The organism is Paraburkholderia tropica (assembly GCF_014171495.1).
GTDB classification, from domain to species: Bacteria; Pseudomonadota; Gammaproteobacteria; order Burkholderiales; family Burkholderiaceae; genus Paraburkholderia; species Paraburkholderia tropica.
Window position 1 is genome coordinate 145928 of record NZ_CP049134.1, and the last position, 17616, is coordinate 163543.

Annotated in this window: 16 protein-coding genes; 6 read left to right on the plus strand and 10 right to left on the minus strand. The window is 67.2% G+C overall.

Features of this window, described 5'->3' with window-relative positions; all coding sequences use genetic code 11:
• Positions 1 to 139: 139 nt before the first annotated feature.
• The 6 genes from G5S35_RS00670 to G5S35_RS00695 form a co-directional block, all read right to left on the minus strand.
• Positions 140 to 1168, minus strand: coding sequence for an ion channel (locus G5S35_RS00670; RefSeq protein ID WP_110325302.1), 1029 nt, complete (start codon positions 1166 to 1168; stop codon positions 140 to 142).
• A gap of 360 nt (positions 1169 to 1528) precedes the next feature.
• On the minus strand, positions 1529 to 1774 hold the full coding sequence (locus G5S35_RS00675) for a hypothetical protein (protein ID WP_065061994.1): 246 nt from the start codon (positions 1772 to 1774) through the stop codon (positions 1529 to 1531).
• 271 nt (positions 1775 to 2045) lie between these two features.
• Positions 2046 to 2267: a hypothetical protein gene (locus tag G5S35_RS00680; protein ID WP_065061996.1), complete on the minus strand. Its 222-nt coding sequence runs from the start codon at positions 2265 to 2267 to the stop codon at positions 2046 to 2048.
• Between the two features lie 133 nt (positions 2268 to 2400).
• Positions 2401 to 3375 (minus strand): carbohydrate kinase family protein, encoded by a 975-nt coding sequence (locus G5S35_RS00685; protein ID WP_065061998.1) that lies wholly within the window; start codon positions 3373 to 3375, stop codon positions 2401 to 2403.
• A gap of 97 nt (positions 3376 to 3472) precedes the next feature.
• Positions 3473 to 4792: an AGE family epimerase/isomerase gene (locus G5S35_RS00690; RefSeq protein WP_237181307.1), complete on the minus strand. Its 1320-nt coding sequence runs from the start codon at positions 4790 to 4792 to the stop codon at positions 3473 to 3475.
• Between the two features lie 84 nt (positions 4793 to 4876).
• Positions 4877 to 5965, minus strand: coding sequence for a LacI family DNA-binding transcriptional regulator (locus G5S35_RS00695; protein ID WP_183038460.1), 1089 nt, complete (start codon positions 5963 to 5965; stop codon positions 4877 to 4879).
• Between the two features lie 232 nt (positions 5966 to 6197).
• Here G5S35_RS00695 and G5S35_RS00700 point away from each other — a divergent pair, with 232 nt between their 5' ends.
• Positions 6198 to 6353, plus strand: coding sequence for a DUF3309 family protein (locus tag G5S35_RS00700; RefSeq protein ID WP_042296285.1), 156 nt, complete (start codon positions 6198 to 6200; stop codon positions 6351 to 6353).
• A gap of 135 nt (positions 6354 to 6488) precedes the next feature.
• On the opposite strand, the gene G5S35_RS00705 is transcribed toward G5S35_RS00700, so the two are convergent.
• A complete protein-coding gene (locus G5S35_RS00705) occupies positions 6489 to 8333 on the minus strand; it encodes an EAL domain-containing protein (RefSeq protein ID WP_237181308.1) in 1845 nt (614 codons plus the stop codon).
• A gap of 351 nt (positions 8334 to 8684) precedes the next feature.
• Complete coding sequence (locus G5S35_RS00710) at positions 8685 to 9725, minus strand: bile acid:sodium symporter family protein (RefSeq protein WP_065062004.1); 1041 nt, start codon at positions 9723 to 9725, stop codon at positions 8685 to 8687.
• Positions 9726 to 10269: 544 nt separating this feature from the next.
• Here G5S35_RS00710 and G5S35_RS00715 point away from each other — a divergent pair.
• The 3 genes from G5S35_RS00715 to G5S35_RS00725 all read left to right on the plus strand — a co-directional run bounded on the left by G5S35_RS00715 (position 10270) and on the right by G5S35_RS00725 (position 13794).
• The gene (locus tag G5S35_RS00715) at positions 10270 to 10839 is read left to right on the plus strand and encodes a hypothetical protein (protein ID WP_183712853.1); all 570 of its coding nucleotides are present in this window, start codon (positions 10270 to 10272) and stop codon (positions 10837 to 10839) included.
• Positions 10840 to 11555: 716 nt separating this feature from the next.
• Positions 11556 to 12665, plus strand: coding sequence for a porin (locus G5S35_RS00720; protein ID WP_183038463.1), 1110 nt, complete (start codon positions 11556 to 11558; stop codon positions 12663 to 12665).
• Between the two features lie 184 nt (positions 12666 to 12849).
• On the plus strand, positions 12850 to 13794 hold the full coding sequence (locus tag G5S35_RS00725) for a LysR family transcriptional regulator (RefSeq protein ID WP_065062009.1): 945 nt from the start codon (positions 12850 to 12852) through the stop codon (positions 13792 to 13794).
• A gap of 53 nt (positions 13795 to 13847) precedes the next feature.
• Here G5S35_RS00725 and G5S35_RS00730 read toward each other — a convergent pair whose 3' ends face one another.
• Positions 13848 to 14819, minus strand: a complete 972-nt coding sequence (locus G5S35_RS00730; protein WP_110325312.1) for an NAD(P)H-dependent flavin oxidoreductase — start codon at positions 14817 to 14819, stop codon at positions 13848 to 13850.
• Positions 14820 to 15017: 198 nt separating this feature from the next.
• Between G5S35_RS00730 and G5S35_RS00735 the strand changes: the two genes are divergently transcribed.
• Positions 15018 to 15917 (plus strand): alpha/beta fold hydrolase, encoded by a 900-nt coding sequence (locus G5S35_RS00735; protein WP_065062013.1) that lies wholly within the window; start codon positions 15018 to 15020, stop codon positions 15915 to 15917.
• A gap of 27 nt (positions 15918 to 15944) precedes the next feature.
• Here G5S35_RS00735 and G5S35_RS00740 read toward each other — a convergent pair whose 3' ends face one another.
• Positions 15945 to 16412 carry an Lrp/AsnC family transcriptional regulator gene (locus G5S35_RS00740; protein WP_065062302.1) on the minus strand — a complete coding sequence of 156 codons (468 nt, stop codon included), beginning with the start codon at positions 16410 to 16412 and terminating at the stop codon, positions 15945 to 15947.
• A 159-nt stretch (positions 16413 to 16571) separates the two neighbouring features.
• Here G5S35_RS00740 and G5S35_RS00745 point away from each other — a divergent pair, with 159 nt between their 5' ends.
• Entirely contained in the window at positions 16572 to 17471 is a 900-nt protein-coding gene (locus G5S35_RS00745) for a DMT family transporter (protein ID WP_065062014.1), read from the plus strand.
• Positions 17472 to 17616 lie beyond the last annotated feature (145 nt).

Genomic DNA, 17616 nt, shown 5'->3' on the forward strand with positions numbered 1-17616 from the left:
CAATAGCGGAAGTTTTTTGCTAACTCTGCGGGCGCATGCGCCGAATGCGCCAAAGCCTGCTCGCAATGGCGAGCTTTGGAGGGAAATTCTCTTTCGTCGCGCGTCCGGCGCGCGCGGCGCGGCTGCGCGCGGTTTTGATTCAGATCACACGCGGTCTGTCAGGCCGGGTCCGATCGAAGGGCTCGACGTCGTGAAAGTGCGTGTAGTCCATCCGGCTCACGCCGCCGTCTTCGCTCATCAGATCGACGTAACGATGGCCGAACCGCACCTGGCCGTCCGGCCAGATGTAGCGCGCCTGCATGGTCTGCGCGGTCGATTCGTCCGAGCCTTCGATCACCACGTGCAGCGTGGCGGCCTGCAGCGCCAGCGACTCGGGCGTCGCGCCGTGCAGCGGGCTGGTTTCGTCGATGACGTGCATCAGGTTCCAGCCGAGCGTGAAGAGCGGATGCTGGTCGCGCACGAGCTTGAGGTCGTGGATGCGCCGCGCGGTGTAGCCGTCCGACGAGGTTTCGATGCGCACGAGGCGCAGCTTCGCGCTGGCTTCGGCGATCACGTTCTGGCGCGCGTTGGCGGCGCGCACCATCAGCGTCAGGCGGCCTTCGATCGGATGCACGACCACCTGGCGCGCGAACAGGATCTTCGCGCGCGGACGAGAGAAACGTGCGAACACGATGCCCGTGGCGAGCGCGATGCTCGACATGCCCACGAAGATCTCGAAGGTGGCGACGATGTGCGCGTAGACGGTTTGCGGATGCATGTCGCCGTAGCCGACCGTCGCGAGCGTTTCGACGCTGAAGAAGAACGCGCCCGCGAAACCGTGTGGATACTGGTTCGCGATGGGTGCGGTGCCGAGCTGGTAGAGGCACGCGAAGAACGCGTTGGCGACCACGAACAGCGCGGCGAGCGAGGCGAAGAAGGTGGGCCAGCGCATGGTGAGCGCCGTGTGATAGAGATCCTGCCAGCCATGCACCGGCATGCCGTAGACGAGCACTTCGCGCGAACCGATGTGCAGGCGGCGCGGCGCGGGGCCGCCGCGCGTTTGCCAGGCGTCGGTGCGGTCGCTGCCGGGGCGCTTGCGGTCTTCGTCGGTGGCGGCGTGCGCGTCGGCCTGGTCGGCGGCGCGCGCGGCTTCCTCGTTCGCGGTGCCCTCCGGCGAATCGGGCGTCATGGCGGTCCTTCGGGGTCGGAATGGCGAGAGCGTAGCAACGCCGCGCGTGCAGGACAAGCGCGATTCATGCGGTGCCGCGCGTGCGCGCCGGGAAGCGGCGGCGGGCGGTTGGAAAGGGCGGGGGAAGGGCGCAGAAAAGGGCGCAGAAAAGGGCGCGGGCGGCCACTCGCGTGCAAGCCGCGCGCGACCGCGCAGCGCTACGCGTGAGCGTTGAGCAAGTCGTGCGCGCGGCCTGCGGACCGCCCATGCGCCGCGTCTGCGGTTCGTGCAAGGAAGCGATTCAAGGAACCGCGGGCCTGTCGCTTACGAAACCGCGTTCCGCGTGCAGAACCGCGTCCCGCCGAAGGAATCGCGTCCCGCTTACGGAAACGCGCGCGGCTTCGGAATGCCCGCGCCGTGTTCAATATCGGCGATGGCCTGGCGGTGCGCGGCGTCGATCGCTTCGGCGCTTTGCGGAAAGCCCGCGTTGCCGCCGATCGTGATCCACGGTTGCACGGCCTGGTCGCGATGGGTGATCTGATACTCGGCGTCCCAGCGCGCGCCCTGCAATTCGAGCGGATGCACATGGATGGCGTAGACGCCGTAGAGAAAGAGCTGTTCGGTCATGTCGACCCTCCTTTCGACCGCAGCGGCGCACCGCAACGCGCCGCATGCGATCCCGTGCAACGGCGCAGTCGCCGTTGCGGCCCGCGCACGCACGGTTGCGTGCCGGACGCGGGAAACCGTCCGGCGCGGGATCGCCTCGCCGGACGGAACACAGGAAGTGGAGGACACGGGCTCGACGCGCTAAACGGATCGCGCTAATCCATCGGCCGATTCGAGAACGTCGCGAGTACGGCGCTGAAGACGGCTCGAATACCGTGCGACTGCGGCGCGCTTACAGTTCGAGTTCGCCGAGCAGCCGGTGCGCGAGCGCCTTGGCTTCCTCCAGCGCTTCCTCGGGCGTGCCGGAAGCGGCTTCCACTTCGTAGATCGCGTTCTCGAGATCTTCGCCGTCGTCGCGCGCCAGGGAGACCAGGCCCTGGTACTGGCCGGCGTTCATGGGTCGCACAGAGGCGACTGCCGTGTAGATCCCCTTGGTGTAGGTGACGTCGTCCATAGCGGGCTCCAGCGTGCTTCTCGAGGAAGGGAATCCCATGCTAGCACGTTGACCGCGCGCCTGCGGGGCACGCATGTGACGCTCGCGCGGCGCTTGCGTGTCATGCCTCGCAACGGTGCAACGCCCGCGCGTCTCAGTCTTCCAGCAGCGCGACGACCTCGTCGAGCGTCGGCGAATGCGCGCCCGCGCGGCGGCAGGCGGCGGCGCCCGCAGCCAGCGCGAACGACAGATGCTGACGCCACGTGCGCTGCGGCGTGCTCATCAGGCTGAACAGCAGACCGCCGATGGACGCGTCGCCCGCGCCCACCGTGTCGGCGACCTGCACGCGCGGCGGCGTCGCGTCGATCACCTCGTCGCCCACGTAGAGCGTCGCGTGCTGCGCGCCGCGCGTGACCAGCAGCGTCGCGGCCGGATTGAGCGCGCGCACGGCGGCGATCGCGTCCGGCTCGCTCTTGTCGGCGAACAGCATGCGCAGGTCCTCGTCGGAGACCTTGATGAGATCGGCGAGCGCGGCCATGCGGCGCAGGATCGGCTCGTAACCGTGCGCCATCAGGTTGCGGTAGTTCGGATCGAAGCTGATCTTCACGCCTTGCGCGCGCAGCTCGGCGGCGAGCGTCGCGAGCGTTTCGCCGAGCGGCTGGCGCACGAGGCTGATGCAGCCGAAATGCGCCCACTTCGCGTGGCGTCGCCAGCCCTCGGGCAGCTTCGCGGGATCGAAGGCGAGGTCCGCGCTGTTGTCGCCGATGAAGTAGTACGCGGGCGGATGCGTCTGGTGCACGATCGCGAGCAGCGGCGCGCGCTCGACGCGCTGCATGAAGCGCATGTCGAGACCGGCGGCGACGCTCGCGTTCCAGAGTTCGTCCGAAAAGTTGTCGGTGCCGAGCGAGCCGGCGCAGGCCGTCGGCAGGCCCAGACGCGCGACCGCGCGCGCCACGTTCCAGCCCGCGCCGCCCGGATGCGCGCGCCAGCTCGAATCGGTGCCCGGCGCGCCGGTGTGCGCCGAGCCCTCGGGCGCCGCGCCGCGCACGAGATCGGTGAGGATGTCGCCCGCCGAAATGAAGGCGGGGAAGCCGGTCGAGAAGTCGGGGCCAGTGCTGCAGGTGCTCATCGCATGTTCCTTCGCTGAATCGGTCGCGGGTGCGTTGCTTGTGCGTCGCCGGTGCGTTGCGGGTGCTTTGCGGTTATCTCTTGCCGTGTCGCGCGGATCAGGCCGCGCCGTCCGTGCCGTTGGCACTGACGTTCGCGTGCTCTTCCTCGCGCCCGACGATCGGCGCCATGCCGCGTCCGGGCAGCGCGTTCAGGACTTCGTAGCACGCGCCCATGGTGTGATAGTCGGTCTTGCCGGCAGGGCTCTTTTCGTCGCTGTACTTGCGGTTGTCGCAGGTGAGGATGCGATACCACGCGCCATAGCGATGATCGACGAAATGCTTCCAGCTGTAGCGCCAGATCTCGTCGTACCAGTCCCAGAAGCGCTCGTTGCCGGTGCGCTTGCCGAGCAGCGCGGCGGTGGCGAAGGTCTCGGCCTGGACCCAGAAATACTTGTCGTGATCGCAGACGGTGTAGTCGGGCCCGAAGCCGTAGTAGAGGCCGCCGTGATCGTTGTCCCAGGCGTGCATCATGGCCGCGTCGAACAGCTCGATCGCGCGCGGCAGCAGCCACGGCAGCGGACGATGACGTTCGAGAATCAGCAGCAGCTTGGCCCACTCGGTCTGGTGGCCCGGCTGGAAACCCCACGGGCGGAAGATGTTCGTGCTGTCTTCCTTGTTGTAGTCCCAGTCGACCGACCAGTCGGCGTTAAAGTGCTCCCAGACCAGCCCTTGCGAGAGCCGCGCCTGACGCAGCGTGATGTTCGACGCGACGCGCTCGGCGCGGTCGAGATAGACCAGATGGCCGGTCGCCTCGTAGGCCGCGAGCAGCGCCTCGGTGGTGTGCATGTTGGCGTTCTGGCCGCGATAGCTGGAGATCTCCCAGTCGGCGCTCGCTTCGTCGGCATAGAGGCCCGCCGCGCCGTCCCAGAAGCGATGTTCCATCAGCTCGAAGGTGGCGGCGATCATCGGCTTCGCTTCTTCGATGCCGGCCATCGCGGCGTGCGCGTAAGCGAGCAGCACGAAGGCGAGGCCGTAGCAGTGGCGCGTGGCGTCGAGCGTGCGCTTCTGGCCGTCGCGCCAGTCGATCTCCCAGTCGTAGCCCTCGAGCTGCGGGTCCCAATGCACGTCGCGCAGGAATTGCAGGCCGTGGCGCGCGTAGTCGAGATGCTGCGCCTCGCCGGTTTCGCGGTACGCCATCGCGTAGTTGAACACGTAGCGGCAGCTGCTCACGAGATGGCGCGAATGCGCGTTGTAGATCGAGCCGTCGTCGCGGAAATAGTGGAAGAAGCCGCCCGACGGGTCGTACACGTTGGGCGCGTAGAAGCGCAGCGTGTCGGCGATATGGCCGAGCAGGAAGGCGCGGTCCCGAAAGCTCGCGACGGCGGGCGCGGCGGTCTGGGCTTCAACGGTGAGTGCGGTGTCGGATGGCTTCGTCATGGCTTTCTCATCTCGGCTGCGTGGGTTCGGCTTGATTCGGTTTGCTACGTTGTTCTGGCGATGCGGCGTGATTCTGCGACCGCTTCAGGACGCTTCGGGCTGCGTCTTGCCGCGACGCGCGGCGGTTTCCAATGGCGGCGGCGCGGTGAGTGACGCAGCGGATTTCGGCGCTGACTTCAACCCGCCGCCCGTCGTGCTCGCGCGCTCGACGAGCCGCACCGGCAGCACGATCTCGTTCGCTTGCGGCGTTTCTTCGAGCAGCAATTCGACGCCGCGCCGTCCGAGCGCTTCCTTGTCGACGGCGAGCGTCGTGAGCGCGGGCGTGGCGTGCGCGGCGGCGGCGATATCGTCGAAACCGACGATGGCGATGTCCTCGGGCACGCGCAGGCCGTTCGCCTGGCACACGCGCAGGGCGGCGAGCGCGGCGGCGTCGTTGTAGGCGAACACGGCGTCGGGCGCCGCCTCGCCGCGCTGGCGCGCGCCGTCGAGCAGACGCTGCATTGCGAGCGCCGCGCCGGTGTCCGGATCGAGACCGCCTTCGATGGTGGTTTCGAGCGACGGATCGAACAGCAGACCGGCTTCGAAGAACGCGCGCCGGTAGCCGAGCGCGCGCTGCGCGATGCTGTAGTGCGCGAGCGAGCCGCCGATGAACGCCACGCGCCGCCGCCCCATGGCGAACAGATGATGCATGGCGAGCGCGGCGCCCGCAGCGTTGTCGATGTTCACCGAGCGCAGGCCCTCGGACCACAGGTCGATCAGCACGAGCGGGCGTTGCAGCGCGACCAGCGCGGCGAGCGTTTCGGGCTCGACGAAGCCCGCCACGGCGACCGCGTCGGGCGCGTGCAGGCGCAATTGCTGGATGGTGTCGTCGGCGGGACCGGCGGTGAGCAGCGCGGGCACGATGCCGTGTTCGCGGCACGCGTCTTCCACGCCGTGCAGGACGTGCGAGAAGAACGGGCTGGCCGCGAAGTTGTTGTGCTGGCGGTGCAGCAGGAAGGTGAGGCGACGGATGCGCGGACGCAGCTGCGCGCTGTCATAGCCCATCGACTGCGCGATCTCGACGATGCGCGCGCGCGTGGCTTCGGAAAGCCCCGGCTGGTTTTTCAGCGCGCGGGACACCGTGCCGATCGACACGTTGGCCGCCTGCGCGACGTCGCGAATGGTTGTCCCCATGATTCCTGTTAGCCCTGGCTGGTGTGGTCAGGTGTGCGGCGATTGTATAGTAAAAACTGTGGCACACAACGTTGCATCGGGCTGAAAAACCCCCGTAAATACCCGTAATCACGGGAATAAACGTAAATTGACATGTTTAGTAAAACTTCCTAAACATCGTCGGTCGTGCGGACGACGGGCACGGCGTTTGCGCTATGTCGCAGGTCATCATTCGAAACGGAACGGAGGCATCATGCTCGGCACCTTGCTTCTCGTCATACTGATCCTGCTGCTGATCGGCGCTTTTCCTGCATGGCCGCACAGCCGGTCCTGGGGCTACGCGCCGTCCGGCACGCTGGGCATCGTGGTCATCGTCGTGGTCGTGCTGGTGTTGATGGGGACGATCTAGCGGCGCGTGGGTTAAGGGTGCGTAACCTGCATGACGCACCCAGAGCAAAAAAGGCCGGCGCGGATCACTCCGCGCCGGCCTCGTTTTTTTCGTCTGCGTTCGGTTGTCGATTGCGCTTTCTTTACGTCCTGCGCGCTAGGCCGGTGTCGCGTTCGCGTTCGCCGTCGTCGCGAGCGTGGGCAGCAGCGTCGCGCTTTCGCCGCCGTCGATCGCGACGAGTCCGCTCGCTTCCTGCTTCGCGCGGCGCTTGGCGATGGCGGCCAGCGACGCGATCGCATCGCTGCCATGCTGCGAGCCGTGGCCCGGCGCGATATGCACGCAGCCGACCGCCATCGTCACGAACGCGAAGAAGGCCGGATGCCCCTGGCGGTCCTCGCCGTGGATGCCGCCCGCGAGCCGGTCGGCGGGCGCGTAGAAACGCTGCGCGCCCGCGTTGAAGGTCTCGATCGCGTGGCGCACGCGCTCGCGCCAGGTTTCGCTCTGGAACAGCAGCAGAAAGTCGTCGCCGCCCACGTGGCCGAGAAAATCGCGCGTGGGATCGCACGCGTCGGCGAGCACCTGCGCCGCGAACTTCAGCACCTCGTCGCCCTGCCAGTAGCCGTACTGGTCGTTGAACGGCTTGAACTGGTTCAGATCGACGTAGCACGCGTGAAAGCCCGCGTCGTGTGAAAGCAGCCGGTCGATGTGCGAACTGATCGGAATGTTGCCCGGCAAAAAGGTGAGCGGATTCGCGTAACGCGCGGCCTGGATGCGCACTTCGGTGACCGCGCGCACGAGGCTCTCGCCGGTGCCGAGCCCGGCGTAACGGCCGCTGTCGGTGATCACGAAGCCATCGGCGAGATAGCGCTGGTCGTCGCTCGCGAGCAGCGTCGCCATCTGCTCGACGCTCATGGTCTGCTCGATCAGCACCGGCGACGCATTCGCGAATTGCAGACACGCCTTCTTGCCGAACAGCTCGCGGTGATAGGGCAGCGCGTAGCGGTCCATGAAGGCGCGCCGGTTGATCAGCGCGATCGGCGTCTCGCCTTCGACCACGGCCACCGCGTGCAGATCGGGCAGGCGGGTGAAGAGTTCGAGCACGTCGTTGTTGGTCGCCTTGCGCGGCAGCGCGGGTGCGTGCACGCGCATTTTCTCCGCGGGCGCGCTGCCGTTGCCGCTCGCGCCCGTGTGTCGCGTGGCTTCCGGAAACACGGCGATGTGCTGCGCGCGCAGCGCGTCGCGCGCGCGTTCGGCCAGCGCGCGCGGCGGCTGCGCCTCGGGCCGTCCGAGGAAGAAGCCCTGACCGGTCGCGATGCCCATATCGCGCAGCACGATCAGATCGGCCTCGTTCTCGATGCCTTCCGCGACGAGCCGTGCGCCGCTCGCCTGCGCGAAGTGCTGCATCGCGCGCACGGCTTCGAACTTGAGCGCGTCGTTGGCGATGTCCTGGATGAAGAAGCGGTCGATCTTCACGACGTCGGGCTGCAACTGCACCCACACATTCATGCTCGCGTTGGCGCTGCCGTAGTCGTCGAGCGCGAATTGCGCGCCCGCCGCGCGCAGCGCCGCGACCACGTGCTTGAAGCCGCGTACGTCCTCGACCGCGCATTGCTCGGTCAGCTCGATGACGACGCGGTGCGCGTCGAGCGTGCCGTCGAACAGCGCGAGCGTGTCGCCGCCGTGATCGGTCAGGTCGCGCAGGGCGTCGGCGCTGAAATTGAGAAACAGCTTGCCGTGGCAGCCGAGCTGCGCGAAGGCGGCGATGCAGGCGGCCGCCGCGGCGCGTTCGAGCGCGAGCGTGCAGCCGGCGCGGTTCGCCTCGGCGAACAGGGCGGCCGGCGATTCGAGCGGCGAACCGGCGGGACCGCGCACGAGGCCCTCGTAGCCGAGGATCGCGCCATCGTCCAGATCGACGATCGGCTGGAAGACGGCGCGCAGCTGGCGCTGGGCGATCAAGGCTTCGATGCCGGCCGGGCTGGCGGCGGACAGCGGAATAGCCATCGGAGCCGCAGTTCTCTGGACCGGCGGCGTGGACGCGCGTGCAGACATGGAAAGAGCCAAGACAGGCTTTGACGACAGAAATAACGGCAGCAGCGTCTGCCAATTGAATGAACTTTTAATGACAGTCAGACGAAAAGGGGGCGCGGACAGGGAGGCTAACGTTTGCGCGGCGATTTGCGCGGCGCGGCGCTGTGGCCGGGGAGCGTCAGGATCGCGATGAAGGGCGGATGCAGCGGAGGAAGACGAGCGCGCGAGCGAGTGGCGCGGGTCGGTCGGTGAGGATGGGGTGGCTGCGCGAAGAACCCGGCAGCGAGAGGAAGAAGGTGGGCGCAGCCGCGCCCACCGAAGGCGTTATCGACGCGCCGCCGCCGTGCGTTCGCCGCCGGCGCGCGATTCGTCGCCGGCATCGGCTGCGCGCTCGGCGCTCATGTCGCGTGCTCCCCAGCGCTGGGCGAGCGCCGCGCACACCATCAACTGGATCTGGTGGAACAGCATCAGCGGCAGCACGACCGCGCCCACGGCGTTCGACGCGAAGATCACCTTCGCCATCGGCACGCCCGCCGCGAGGCTCTTCTTCGAGCCGCAGAAAATGATGGTGATCTGGTCCGCGCGCGAGAAGCCCAGCTTTTTGCTCGTGAACATCGTGATGCCGAGCGCCAGCGCGAGCAGCACCGCGTTCACCACCACGAGCCCGCCGAGCGCGGCGAGCGGCGTGTGGTGCCAGAGCCCTTCGTTGATGGCTTCCGAGAACGCGCCGAACACCACCAGCAGGATCGAGCCCTGATCGACGAATTTGAGCACGCCGCGATTGCGCTCGATCCAGCGTCCGATGACGGGGCGCAGCAACTGGCCCGCGACGAACGGCACGAGCAGTTGCAGCACGATGTTCCAGACCGTGTGCCATGCCGAGGTGCCGCCGGCCGTCTGATTGGTGACGACGAGGCTCACCAGCGCGGGCGTGACGAAGATGCCGATCAGGCTCGACGCCGACGCGCTGCACACGGCCGCCGGCACGTTGCCGCGCGCGATCGAGGTGAACGCGATCGACGACTGCACGGTGGAGGGCAGCGTGCAGAGGAACAGCACGCCCATATAGAGCGCGGGCGTGACGAGCGGCGAGAGCAGCGGCTTGAGCGCGAGGCCGAGCACGGGGAACAGCACGAAGGTGCTCGCCAGCACGACGAGGTGCAGACGCCAGTGCGTGGCGCCGGCGACGATCGCCTCGCGCGAGAGCTTGGCGCCGTGCAGGAAGAACAGCAGGCCGACGGCGACGTTGGTGAGCCAGTTGAACGGCACGGTGGCCGCGCCGTGCACGGGCAGCAGGCTGGCGAGGATCACGGTGCCGACGAGGCACAGCGTGAAGTTATCGGGCAGGAATTTCGGACGAGCCATTACACAATCTCGGGTGCGCGCAGCAGCGCCTCGCCGTGCGCGGTTCGATGGGCGCACAACGGATCATCGGGAACGCTATTGTCGGCGCAAGGCCATTGAAAATGCAAATTCATTTGAAGAATTGATTAATGAGCAGTGCGCATGAAGTCGCGGCTTTCAGGCGCGATTTTCGCGACGGCCGGAAGGGCGTCGACGGGTGTCGCCGGCGCGAGACAATGCACTTGCCCATCACCTTATTCCTCTGGCGAAAGGCGCATCGCGAAGCACGCCGAACGATCCCGCCCTTCTGCCCGCAAAGCCACGCCGGACGGGCTTTCAGGAGCACGAACCGGGCCTGGCCGAAGCGCGCCGGAAAGACCGGAAATCCAGCAGTAACATGGTGTTACAACCCTTCCGAGGGCATAACATTTTTTGGCTCGACACCCCTTCCGGGCGCCCATAAATTACCGTCAAGGAACGTCAGGGCGACCGTTGCGGCGGCAATCGTTACGCGCCGCGCACGCTTCCCGGAATTGGCCCGCCATGGCCCGAGTGGCTGGACGCCATGCTGATCGTCGGGCAGGTGATCGACACAATGCGTGCAGGGTTGTTACGGATGGGGCAGTGGATACTGGGGGCCGGTTTGGCGGCCCTCGTTGCGCTCGCCCATGCACAACCCGGCTTCCACGGCAGCGGTGGGTTTCAGCGCGCGCCCGTGGTGCGCGAAGCGCCGCGCGGTTACGGCGGCATGCAGGGCATGCGCTATGTCCCGCACGGCGGCGTCGCACCCGTGCCGATGCGCGTCGCCGACCAGGGCGGCTGGCGCGAGCGCGGCGGTGGCCGTCAGGCTTCGCGCCGCGACAATGGCGGCTCGCGCGGCTACGGCGGCAATCCCTACGCCAACCCTTATGGCAATGGCTTCGGCACGGGCGGCGGCTATCACGGCCCCATCCAGCCCGTGAGCGCGGAAACGCGTCAAGTGCCGCATCCGCCCGCCGATTCGCCGGTGCGCGCCGGTTCGATCCGCGAAGACGTCGCGCGCTATAACGAAGAGCGCGGTGGCGGCTTCCGGCCGTACGCGCGCGGCGGCGGCGACGTGCCTCGTCCGCCGATGTCGTCGCCGTATCGAAACTGAAGCCACGCAACTAACTGACGGGCAGGGCCACCGCCAAGGCGCGCTCGGCGACTTCGGCTTGGTTTATCGCAACTAACTGCCACGGACGCCGACCTGCCGATCACGCTGCGCGCACCCTGCGCCCACGCACACCACCGTCTTCTTCCCGCCCGCGCGTCTCACCCTTCCCCGCGCAAACCGTCCCACTTCACTTCCGATCGTCTTTCAGACGCACTTTCGGCGTGCTTCCCGCTGTCTTGCGATTCGTCCGCCGCATCGCATTTCATGTCGCGCGAAATCGCCGAAAGCGCTTCCATACGCCGCTTGCGCCTTCATCACACGAAACTGACGCGTGGATACCACACTTTTTTGGAAATCACTCGTCATACAGAACCCTTTCGTCATCAAATCTCGCCTTCGCTACGGCGGTGCGTCATCGGAAGCGCCGGTGCACGTGAAAACCGGGTCAAAGCCCCGCAGGCAAAGGTCGCGCAGCGAGCGAAGTCGATGCTGCGACGCAGCGCACGAGGCGCCAAAAACCGACCAGGCAGGTTTCACGGGCGACAAACTAATCGGGCCGATATACCGGCGATAACAACCGATATTTTTGTCCATAAAAATGGTCCGCAAAGATGGATCCGCCCAGAACGGCCACGCCAGCGGCCGACGAAAAACAAACGGTTTGCGCGAGCGCCATAGCCGCCAGTCTCACTTTTTTGACAAGGACAGGAGAACTCATGAATACAGCCGTCAGCCGCGCGCTGCGCGCGCCCTTGCGCACGTCTCTCAAGGCGTGCGCCATCGCCGCCGTTCTCGCCGGCGCTTCGTCGTCGGCGTTTGCGCAATCGAGCGTTCAGCTCTACGGTCAGGTCGACGAATGGGTCGGCGCGACGCGCTTCCCCGGCAGCCAGACGGCCTGGAACGTCGGCGGCGGCGGCATGTCGACGTCGTACTGGGGCCTGAAGGGCTCGGAAGACCTCGGCAGCGGCTACAAGGCGATCTTCGCGCTCGAAAGCTTCTTCCGCGCGCAGAACGGCCAGGACGGCCGCTTCTCCGGCGACACCTTCTTCGCGCGTAACGCCTACGTCGGCCTCGAATCGCCGTACGGTACGTTCACGGCGGGCCGCCTGACGACGCAGCTGTTCGTCTCGACGATCCTGTTCAACCCGTTCATCGACTCGTACACCTTCTCGCCGATGGTGTACCACGTCTATCTCGGCCTCTCGACCTACCCGACCTACACGACCGATCAGGGCGTGGTGGGCGACTCGGGCTGGAACAACGCGGTGCAGTACTCGACGCCGAACTTCAACGGCCTGTCGGGCTCGGTGATGTACGCGCTCGGCAACCAGGCCGGCGACAACGGCAAGAAGAAGTGGAGCGCCCAGGCGCTGTACTTCCACGGCCCGTTCGCGGCCACGGCCGTGTATCAGTACGTGAACTTCAACAGCACGCCGGGCGACATCGGCAGCATCGTCAGCGGCGAGGCGACCATCGTCGGCCTGCGCAGCCAGGGCGTGGCGCAGGTCGGCCTGTCGTACGACCTCAAGTACGTGAAGTTCTTCGGCCAGTACATGTACACGAACAACAACAGCGACATCAGCAGCTGGCACGTGAACACGGCGCAGGGCGGCGTCTCGGTGCCGGCCGGCCCGGGCACGGTGATGGCGTCGTACGCGTACTCGCGCGACAGCGGCGGCCTGAACCAGACGCACAACACGGCGGCGGTCGGTTACGACTATCCGCTGTCGAAGCGCACCGACGTCTACGCGGCCTACATGTACGACCACTACGACAACATGTCGTCGGGCATGACCTACGGCGTGGGGCTGCGCGCGAAGTTCTAGGCACGCGCTTTCACCCGCCGGGGAAAAAACCCCGCGCTGTTCGCAGCGCGGGGTTTTTTATTGCGCGCGCAACGGCGAAGCCTGGGTGTTTGGCTACCAGGATTTGATAAAGCGCGCACAATATCGCCGATTATTTCCTGATTTGTTTCCTGATTAACCTGATTTTTGCGGGAAGAAAGACGCGATGGATACCCTCGTCAGCATGAAAGTGTTCCGGCAGGTGGTCGAGGCGGGGAGCTTCGTGGCGGCGGCCGAGCGCATGAGCATGTCGGCGGCGATGGCGAGCAAGCATGTGATGCACCTCGAACAGCAGCTCGGCGCGCGCCTCTTGAACCGCACCACGCGCCGCGTCGCGCCGACCGAGGCCGGGCGCGAATATTACGAGCGCGTGGCCCAGGCGCTCACCGAACTCGACGAGGCCGGTCAGGCCGTCGGCGCCGCGAGCGTGGTGCCGCAAGGGCGGCTGCGCGTGTCGTCGCTGACGGCGTTCGGGCTGCGCCACGTGATGGGCGCGGTCGCCGACTACGCCGCCGATTTTCCGCAGGTGACCGTCGATATCACGCTGTCGGACCGCGTCGTCGAATTGATCGACGAGGGTTTCGATGTGGCGATCCGCGCCTCGCCTTCGGGCCTCAAATCGTCTTCGCTGATCGCGCGGCCGCTCGCCACCGCGCATATCGTGCTGTGCGCCTCGCCCGAGTATCTGCGCCGCCACGGCGTGCCGAAGACGGTCGCCGATCTCGCGAAGCACAAGTTCGTGCATTACGCGGGCGCGTCGGCGGCCGAGCTGGCGCCGTTCTCGGAGGCGGGCGCGCGGGCCAAGCCGGCCGGCAACCTGATCGTCAATCACCTGGAGGCGCTGCGCGTGGTGGTGTTGCAGGGCGGCGGGCTGTCGATGCTCGGCACCGAAGTGATCGGCGACGACATCGCCGAGGGCCGCCTCGTGCCGCTGCTCGTCGACGCGCTGCCGCCGCGCGAGCTGCCGATTTACGCCGTTTACGCGAGCCGCCGCCATCTGTCGGCGAAGGTGCGTTCGTTCGTCGATTTCCTCGCCGAGCGCTTCGGCTCGCGCGCGCTCTGGCCGGGCGTGGAGCAGATTCGCGCCGCGGCCTTGCGCACGGTGGTCTAGCGGCGCGGGCGGGCGCGAGCTGGCTGCGCGCCGCCCGCTTTTATCGTTCGCTTTTATCGCCCGCTTGACTTCCCGATACCCAGCCGCGCCTTCGCCTCGTCGTACTCCTGCTTCAGACGCTCGACCAGTTGCGCCACCGACGGCACGTCGTCCATCAGGCCGACGCCCTGGCCCGCGCCCCAGATGTCCTTCCACGCCTTCGCCGCGCCGCTGTCGAAGCTCATCTTCGACTTGTCCGACTCGGGCAGCGCGTCCGGATCGAGCCCGGCGTTCACGATGCTTTCGCGGATGTAGTTGCCGTGCACGCCCGTGAACAGGTTCGTATAGACGATGTCGGCGGCCTTGGCTTCGAGGATCGCGTGCTTGTACGCCTCGACCGCGTGCGCTTCCTGGGTCGCGATGAAGCGCGTGCCCATGTAGGCCAGATCGGCGCCCATCGCCTGCGCGGCGAGGATCGAGCCGCCGTTGGCGATCGCGCCCGAGAGCACGATCGGGCCGTCGAAGATGCGCCGCACTTCGCCCACCAGCGCGAACGGCGAGGTCGTGCCCGCGTGGCCGCCCGCGCCCGCCGCGACGAGGATCAGCCCGTCCACGCCCGCTTCGAGCGCCTTGCCCGCGTGGCGCAGATTGATGACGTCGTGCAGCACGATGCCGCCGTAGCTGTGCACCGCGTCGAGCAGTTCTTTGGGCGGCGCGCGCAGGCTCGTAATAAAAATCGGCACGCGATGTTCCACGCAGACGCGGATGTCGTGTTCGAGCCGCGCGTTCGACTGATGGACGATCTGGTTCACGGCGATCGGGCCGATCACGGCGTCGGGGTTCGCGGCCTTGTGCGCGGCGAGTTGTTCCTCGATCTGCGTGAGCCATTCGTCGAGCAGTTCAGCGGGGCGCGCGTTGAGCGCCGGGAACGAGCCGACGATGCCCGCCTTGCACTGCGCGAGCACCAGCTCGGGATAGCTCACGATGAACATCGGCGAGGCGACGACGGGCAAGGACAGGTTCTGCAGGACGGCGGGCAATGCCATGACGGGATCTCCTTACATCGCTTATAAAACGGTCGTTCGATTATAGGTGCGCGTCCTCGCGCGCATGCCGCGCGCGCCGCCGCATCGTCTGGAGGGAGTGTTCGGTTTCTAGCTTTTCTGGCCCGAAAGCGCCGCTGCGCGCCGCGCGCCCCTCCTACAATGTCGCACAGACCAACAAGCACACCAGGGAGACATGCCATGCCGTTCGATGGATTCACGCCCTTCACCGTTCCCACCGCGAACGGCGTCGAGATCGCGGGCATCAAGGGCGGCGACGGACCGCCGCTGCTGCTGCTGCACGGCCATCCGCAGACGCACATGATCTGGCATCGCTGCGCGGACGATCTGGCGAAGCACTTCACCGTGATCGCCACCGACCTGCGCGGCTACGGCGCGTCGTCGAAGCCGCCGAGCGACGCCACGCACGCCGCCTATTCGAAGCGCGCGATGGCCGCCGATCAGGTCGCGGTCATGCGTCACTTCGGCTTCGAGCGCTTTCTCGTCTGCGCGCACGACCGCGGCGCGCGCGTCGCGCATCGCATGGCGCTCGACCACGCGGACGCCGTCGAGCGCCTGATGCTGCTCGACATCGCGCCCACGCTCGCCATGTACGAGCAGACCAACCGCGAATTCGCCACGCTCTATTTCCACTGGTTCCTGCTGATCCAGCCGGAGCCGCTGCCCGAAGCGCTGATCGGCGCCGATCCCGACGCCTACATCGAGCGCGTGATGGGCAGCCGTCACGCGGGCCTCGCGCCGTTCGCGCCCAAGGCGCTCGGCGCGTACCGCGCGGCGCTGCGCCAGCCCGGTGCGGTGCACGCGATGTGCGAGGACTATCGCGCGTCGGCGACCATCGACCTCGAACACGACCGCGCCGACATCGAGCGCGGCCACAAGGTCGCGTGCCCGCTGCGCGTGCTGTGGGGCGAGCATGGCGTGATCGAGCAGTGCTTCGATCCGCTCGCCGAATGGCGCAAGGTGGCGCGCGACGTGAGCGGCCGCGCGCTCGCCTGCGGCCATTACATTCCCGAGGAAGCGAGCGCGGAACTGACCGCCGAGATCCTGTCGTTCTTCGAGGCGACCGAGCGGCAGGACTAGCGTCCCGATCGAACCCGCGGGCGCGGATCAGCCGAGCGGCGGCAGGCGGCGCGGCACGGGCGTCGATTTGACGATCGCCGTGCTGGTCTCCGCGCGCTCGGTGACCTTGTTGAGAATCTCGTCGAGCTGCTCGATCGAATGCAGCCAGATGCGCGCGATGAAGCAGTCGTCGCCAGTGACCTTGTCGCATTCGATGAACTCGGGAATGCGACGGATCACGTCTTCCACCAGATGCAACTGACCCGGCAGCGGCTTCACGCGCACGATGGCCTGCAGCGTGTAGCCGAGCGCGCGCGGGTCGATGCGCACCGTATAGCCGCCGATCACGCCCTGCGCTTCGAGCCGCCGCAAGCGCTCCGAGGTGCTGGGCGCCGACAGCCCGACGATCCGCGCGAGTTCGCTCACGCTCGCGCGCGCGTCCTCGACGAGGGCGGCCAGCAGCGCGCGGTCGATCTCGTCGAGCGCGGCGGCCGGCGGGTTCGGTCGCTTGTTCATCATCTGCCTCCTGCGGTTTGTCGGCTCGCTTGCGTCTTGTGCCTTCGATTCGAAGGAAAGTGAGCGGTTGTGCCTTAGTTTAGCGCTGTATTTCGCGAGACGGCCTGCGTAGACTTTCAACCATTCACCGACGCATCCCTCCACGAGGAACACGCACTCATGGCCACTCCCGAAATCCGCCGCGGCGCGGGCGAGATGATCGTTGCGATGCTGATGTCCGGCACCATCGGCTGGCTCGTCGTCGATTCGCAGCAGGCGCCCATCAACGTCGCGTTCATGCGCTGCGTGCTGGGCGGCGCGATGCTCGCGCTCGTCTGCGCGGCGCTCGGGCTGTTCCGGCAGCGGCTGCCGTGGCGCACGCTGGCGCTCGCGATGGCGGGCGGCGCGGCCATCGTCGCGAACTGGGTGCTGCTGTTCGCCGCGTATTCGCGCGCCTCCATTTCGATGGCCACCGCCGTCTACAACACGCAGCCGTTCATGCTGGTCGGACTCGGCGTGCTGGTGCTGCGCGAACGCGTGAGCGCGTCCACCGTCGTGTGGCTCGCGCTGGCGTTCGTCGGGCTGGTGGGCGTGGTCGAGGTGCAGCCCGCCGTGCTCGCGGTGCCGGGCCAATATCTGACCGGCGTGGCCTGCGCGGCGGGCGCGGCGTTGCTCTACGCGATTTCGTCGATCATCACGCGGCATCTGAAGGGCACGCCGCCGCATCTGATCGCGCTCGTGCAACTCGCGTTCGGCGCGTTCGCGCTCGCGCCGTTCATCCACTACGGCACGCTGCCCGCGACGCCCGTGCACTGGGCGCAGATCGTCACGCTCGGCATCGTGCACACGGGCATCATGTACGTGCTGTTGTACGGCGCGATCCAGAAGCTGCCGACGGCGATGACCGGCGCGCTCTCGTTCATCTATCCGGTCGTGGCGATTCTGGTCGACTGGTTCGCGTTCGGTCAACGGCTCGCGTGGATTCAGGTCGCGGGCGCGGCGCTGATCCTGCTCGCGGCGGCGGGCGTCAATCTCGGCTGGCGCATCGTGCCGGCGCGGAGCAAGGCGCAAGGCGCGTGATTCGCGTCACGCGCACGATGCACGCAGGGCACGCAGGGCACGCAGGGCGTCGGCGCCGCCGACCTCACGCGGCAAATTCGATCGAGGCGAGATCAAGCCGATATGGCGCGGCCGAGGCGGCCCTCAACACGCTGGCCGCATAATG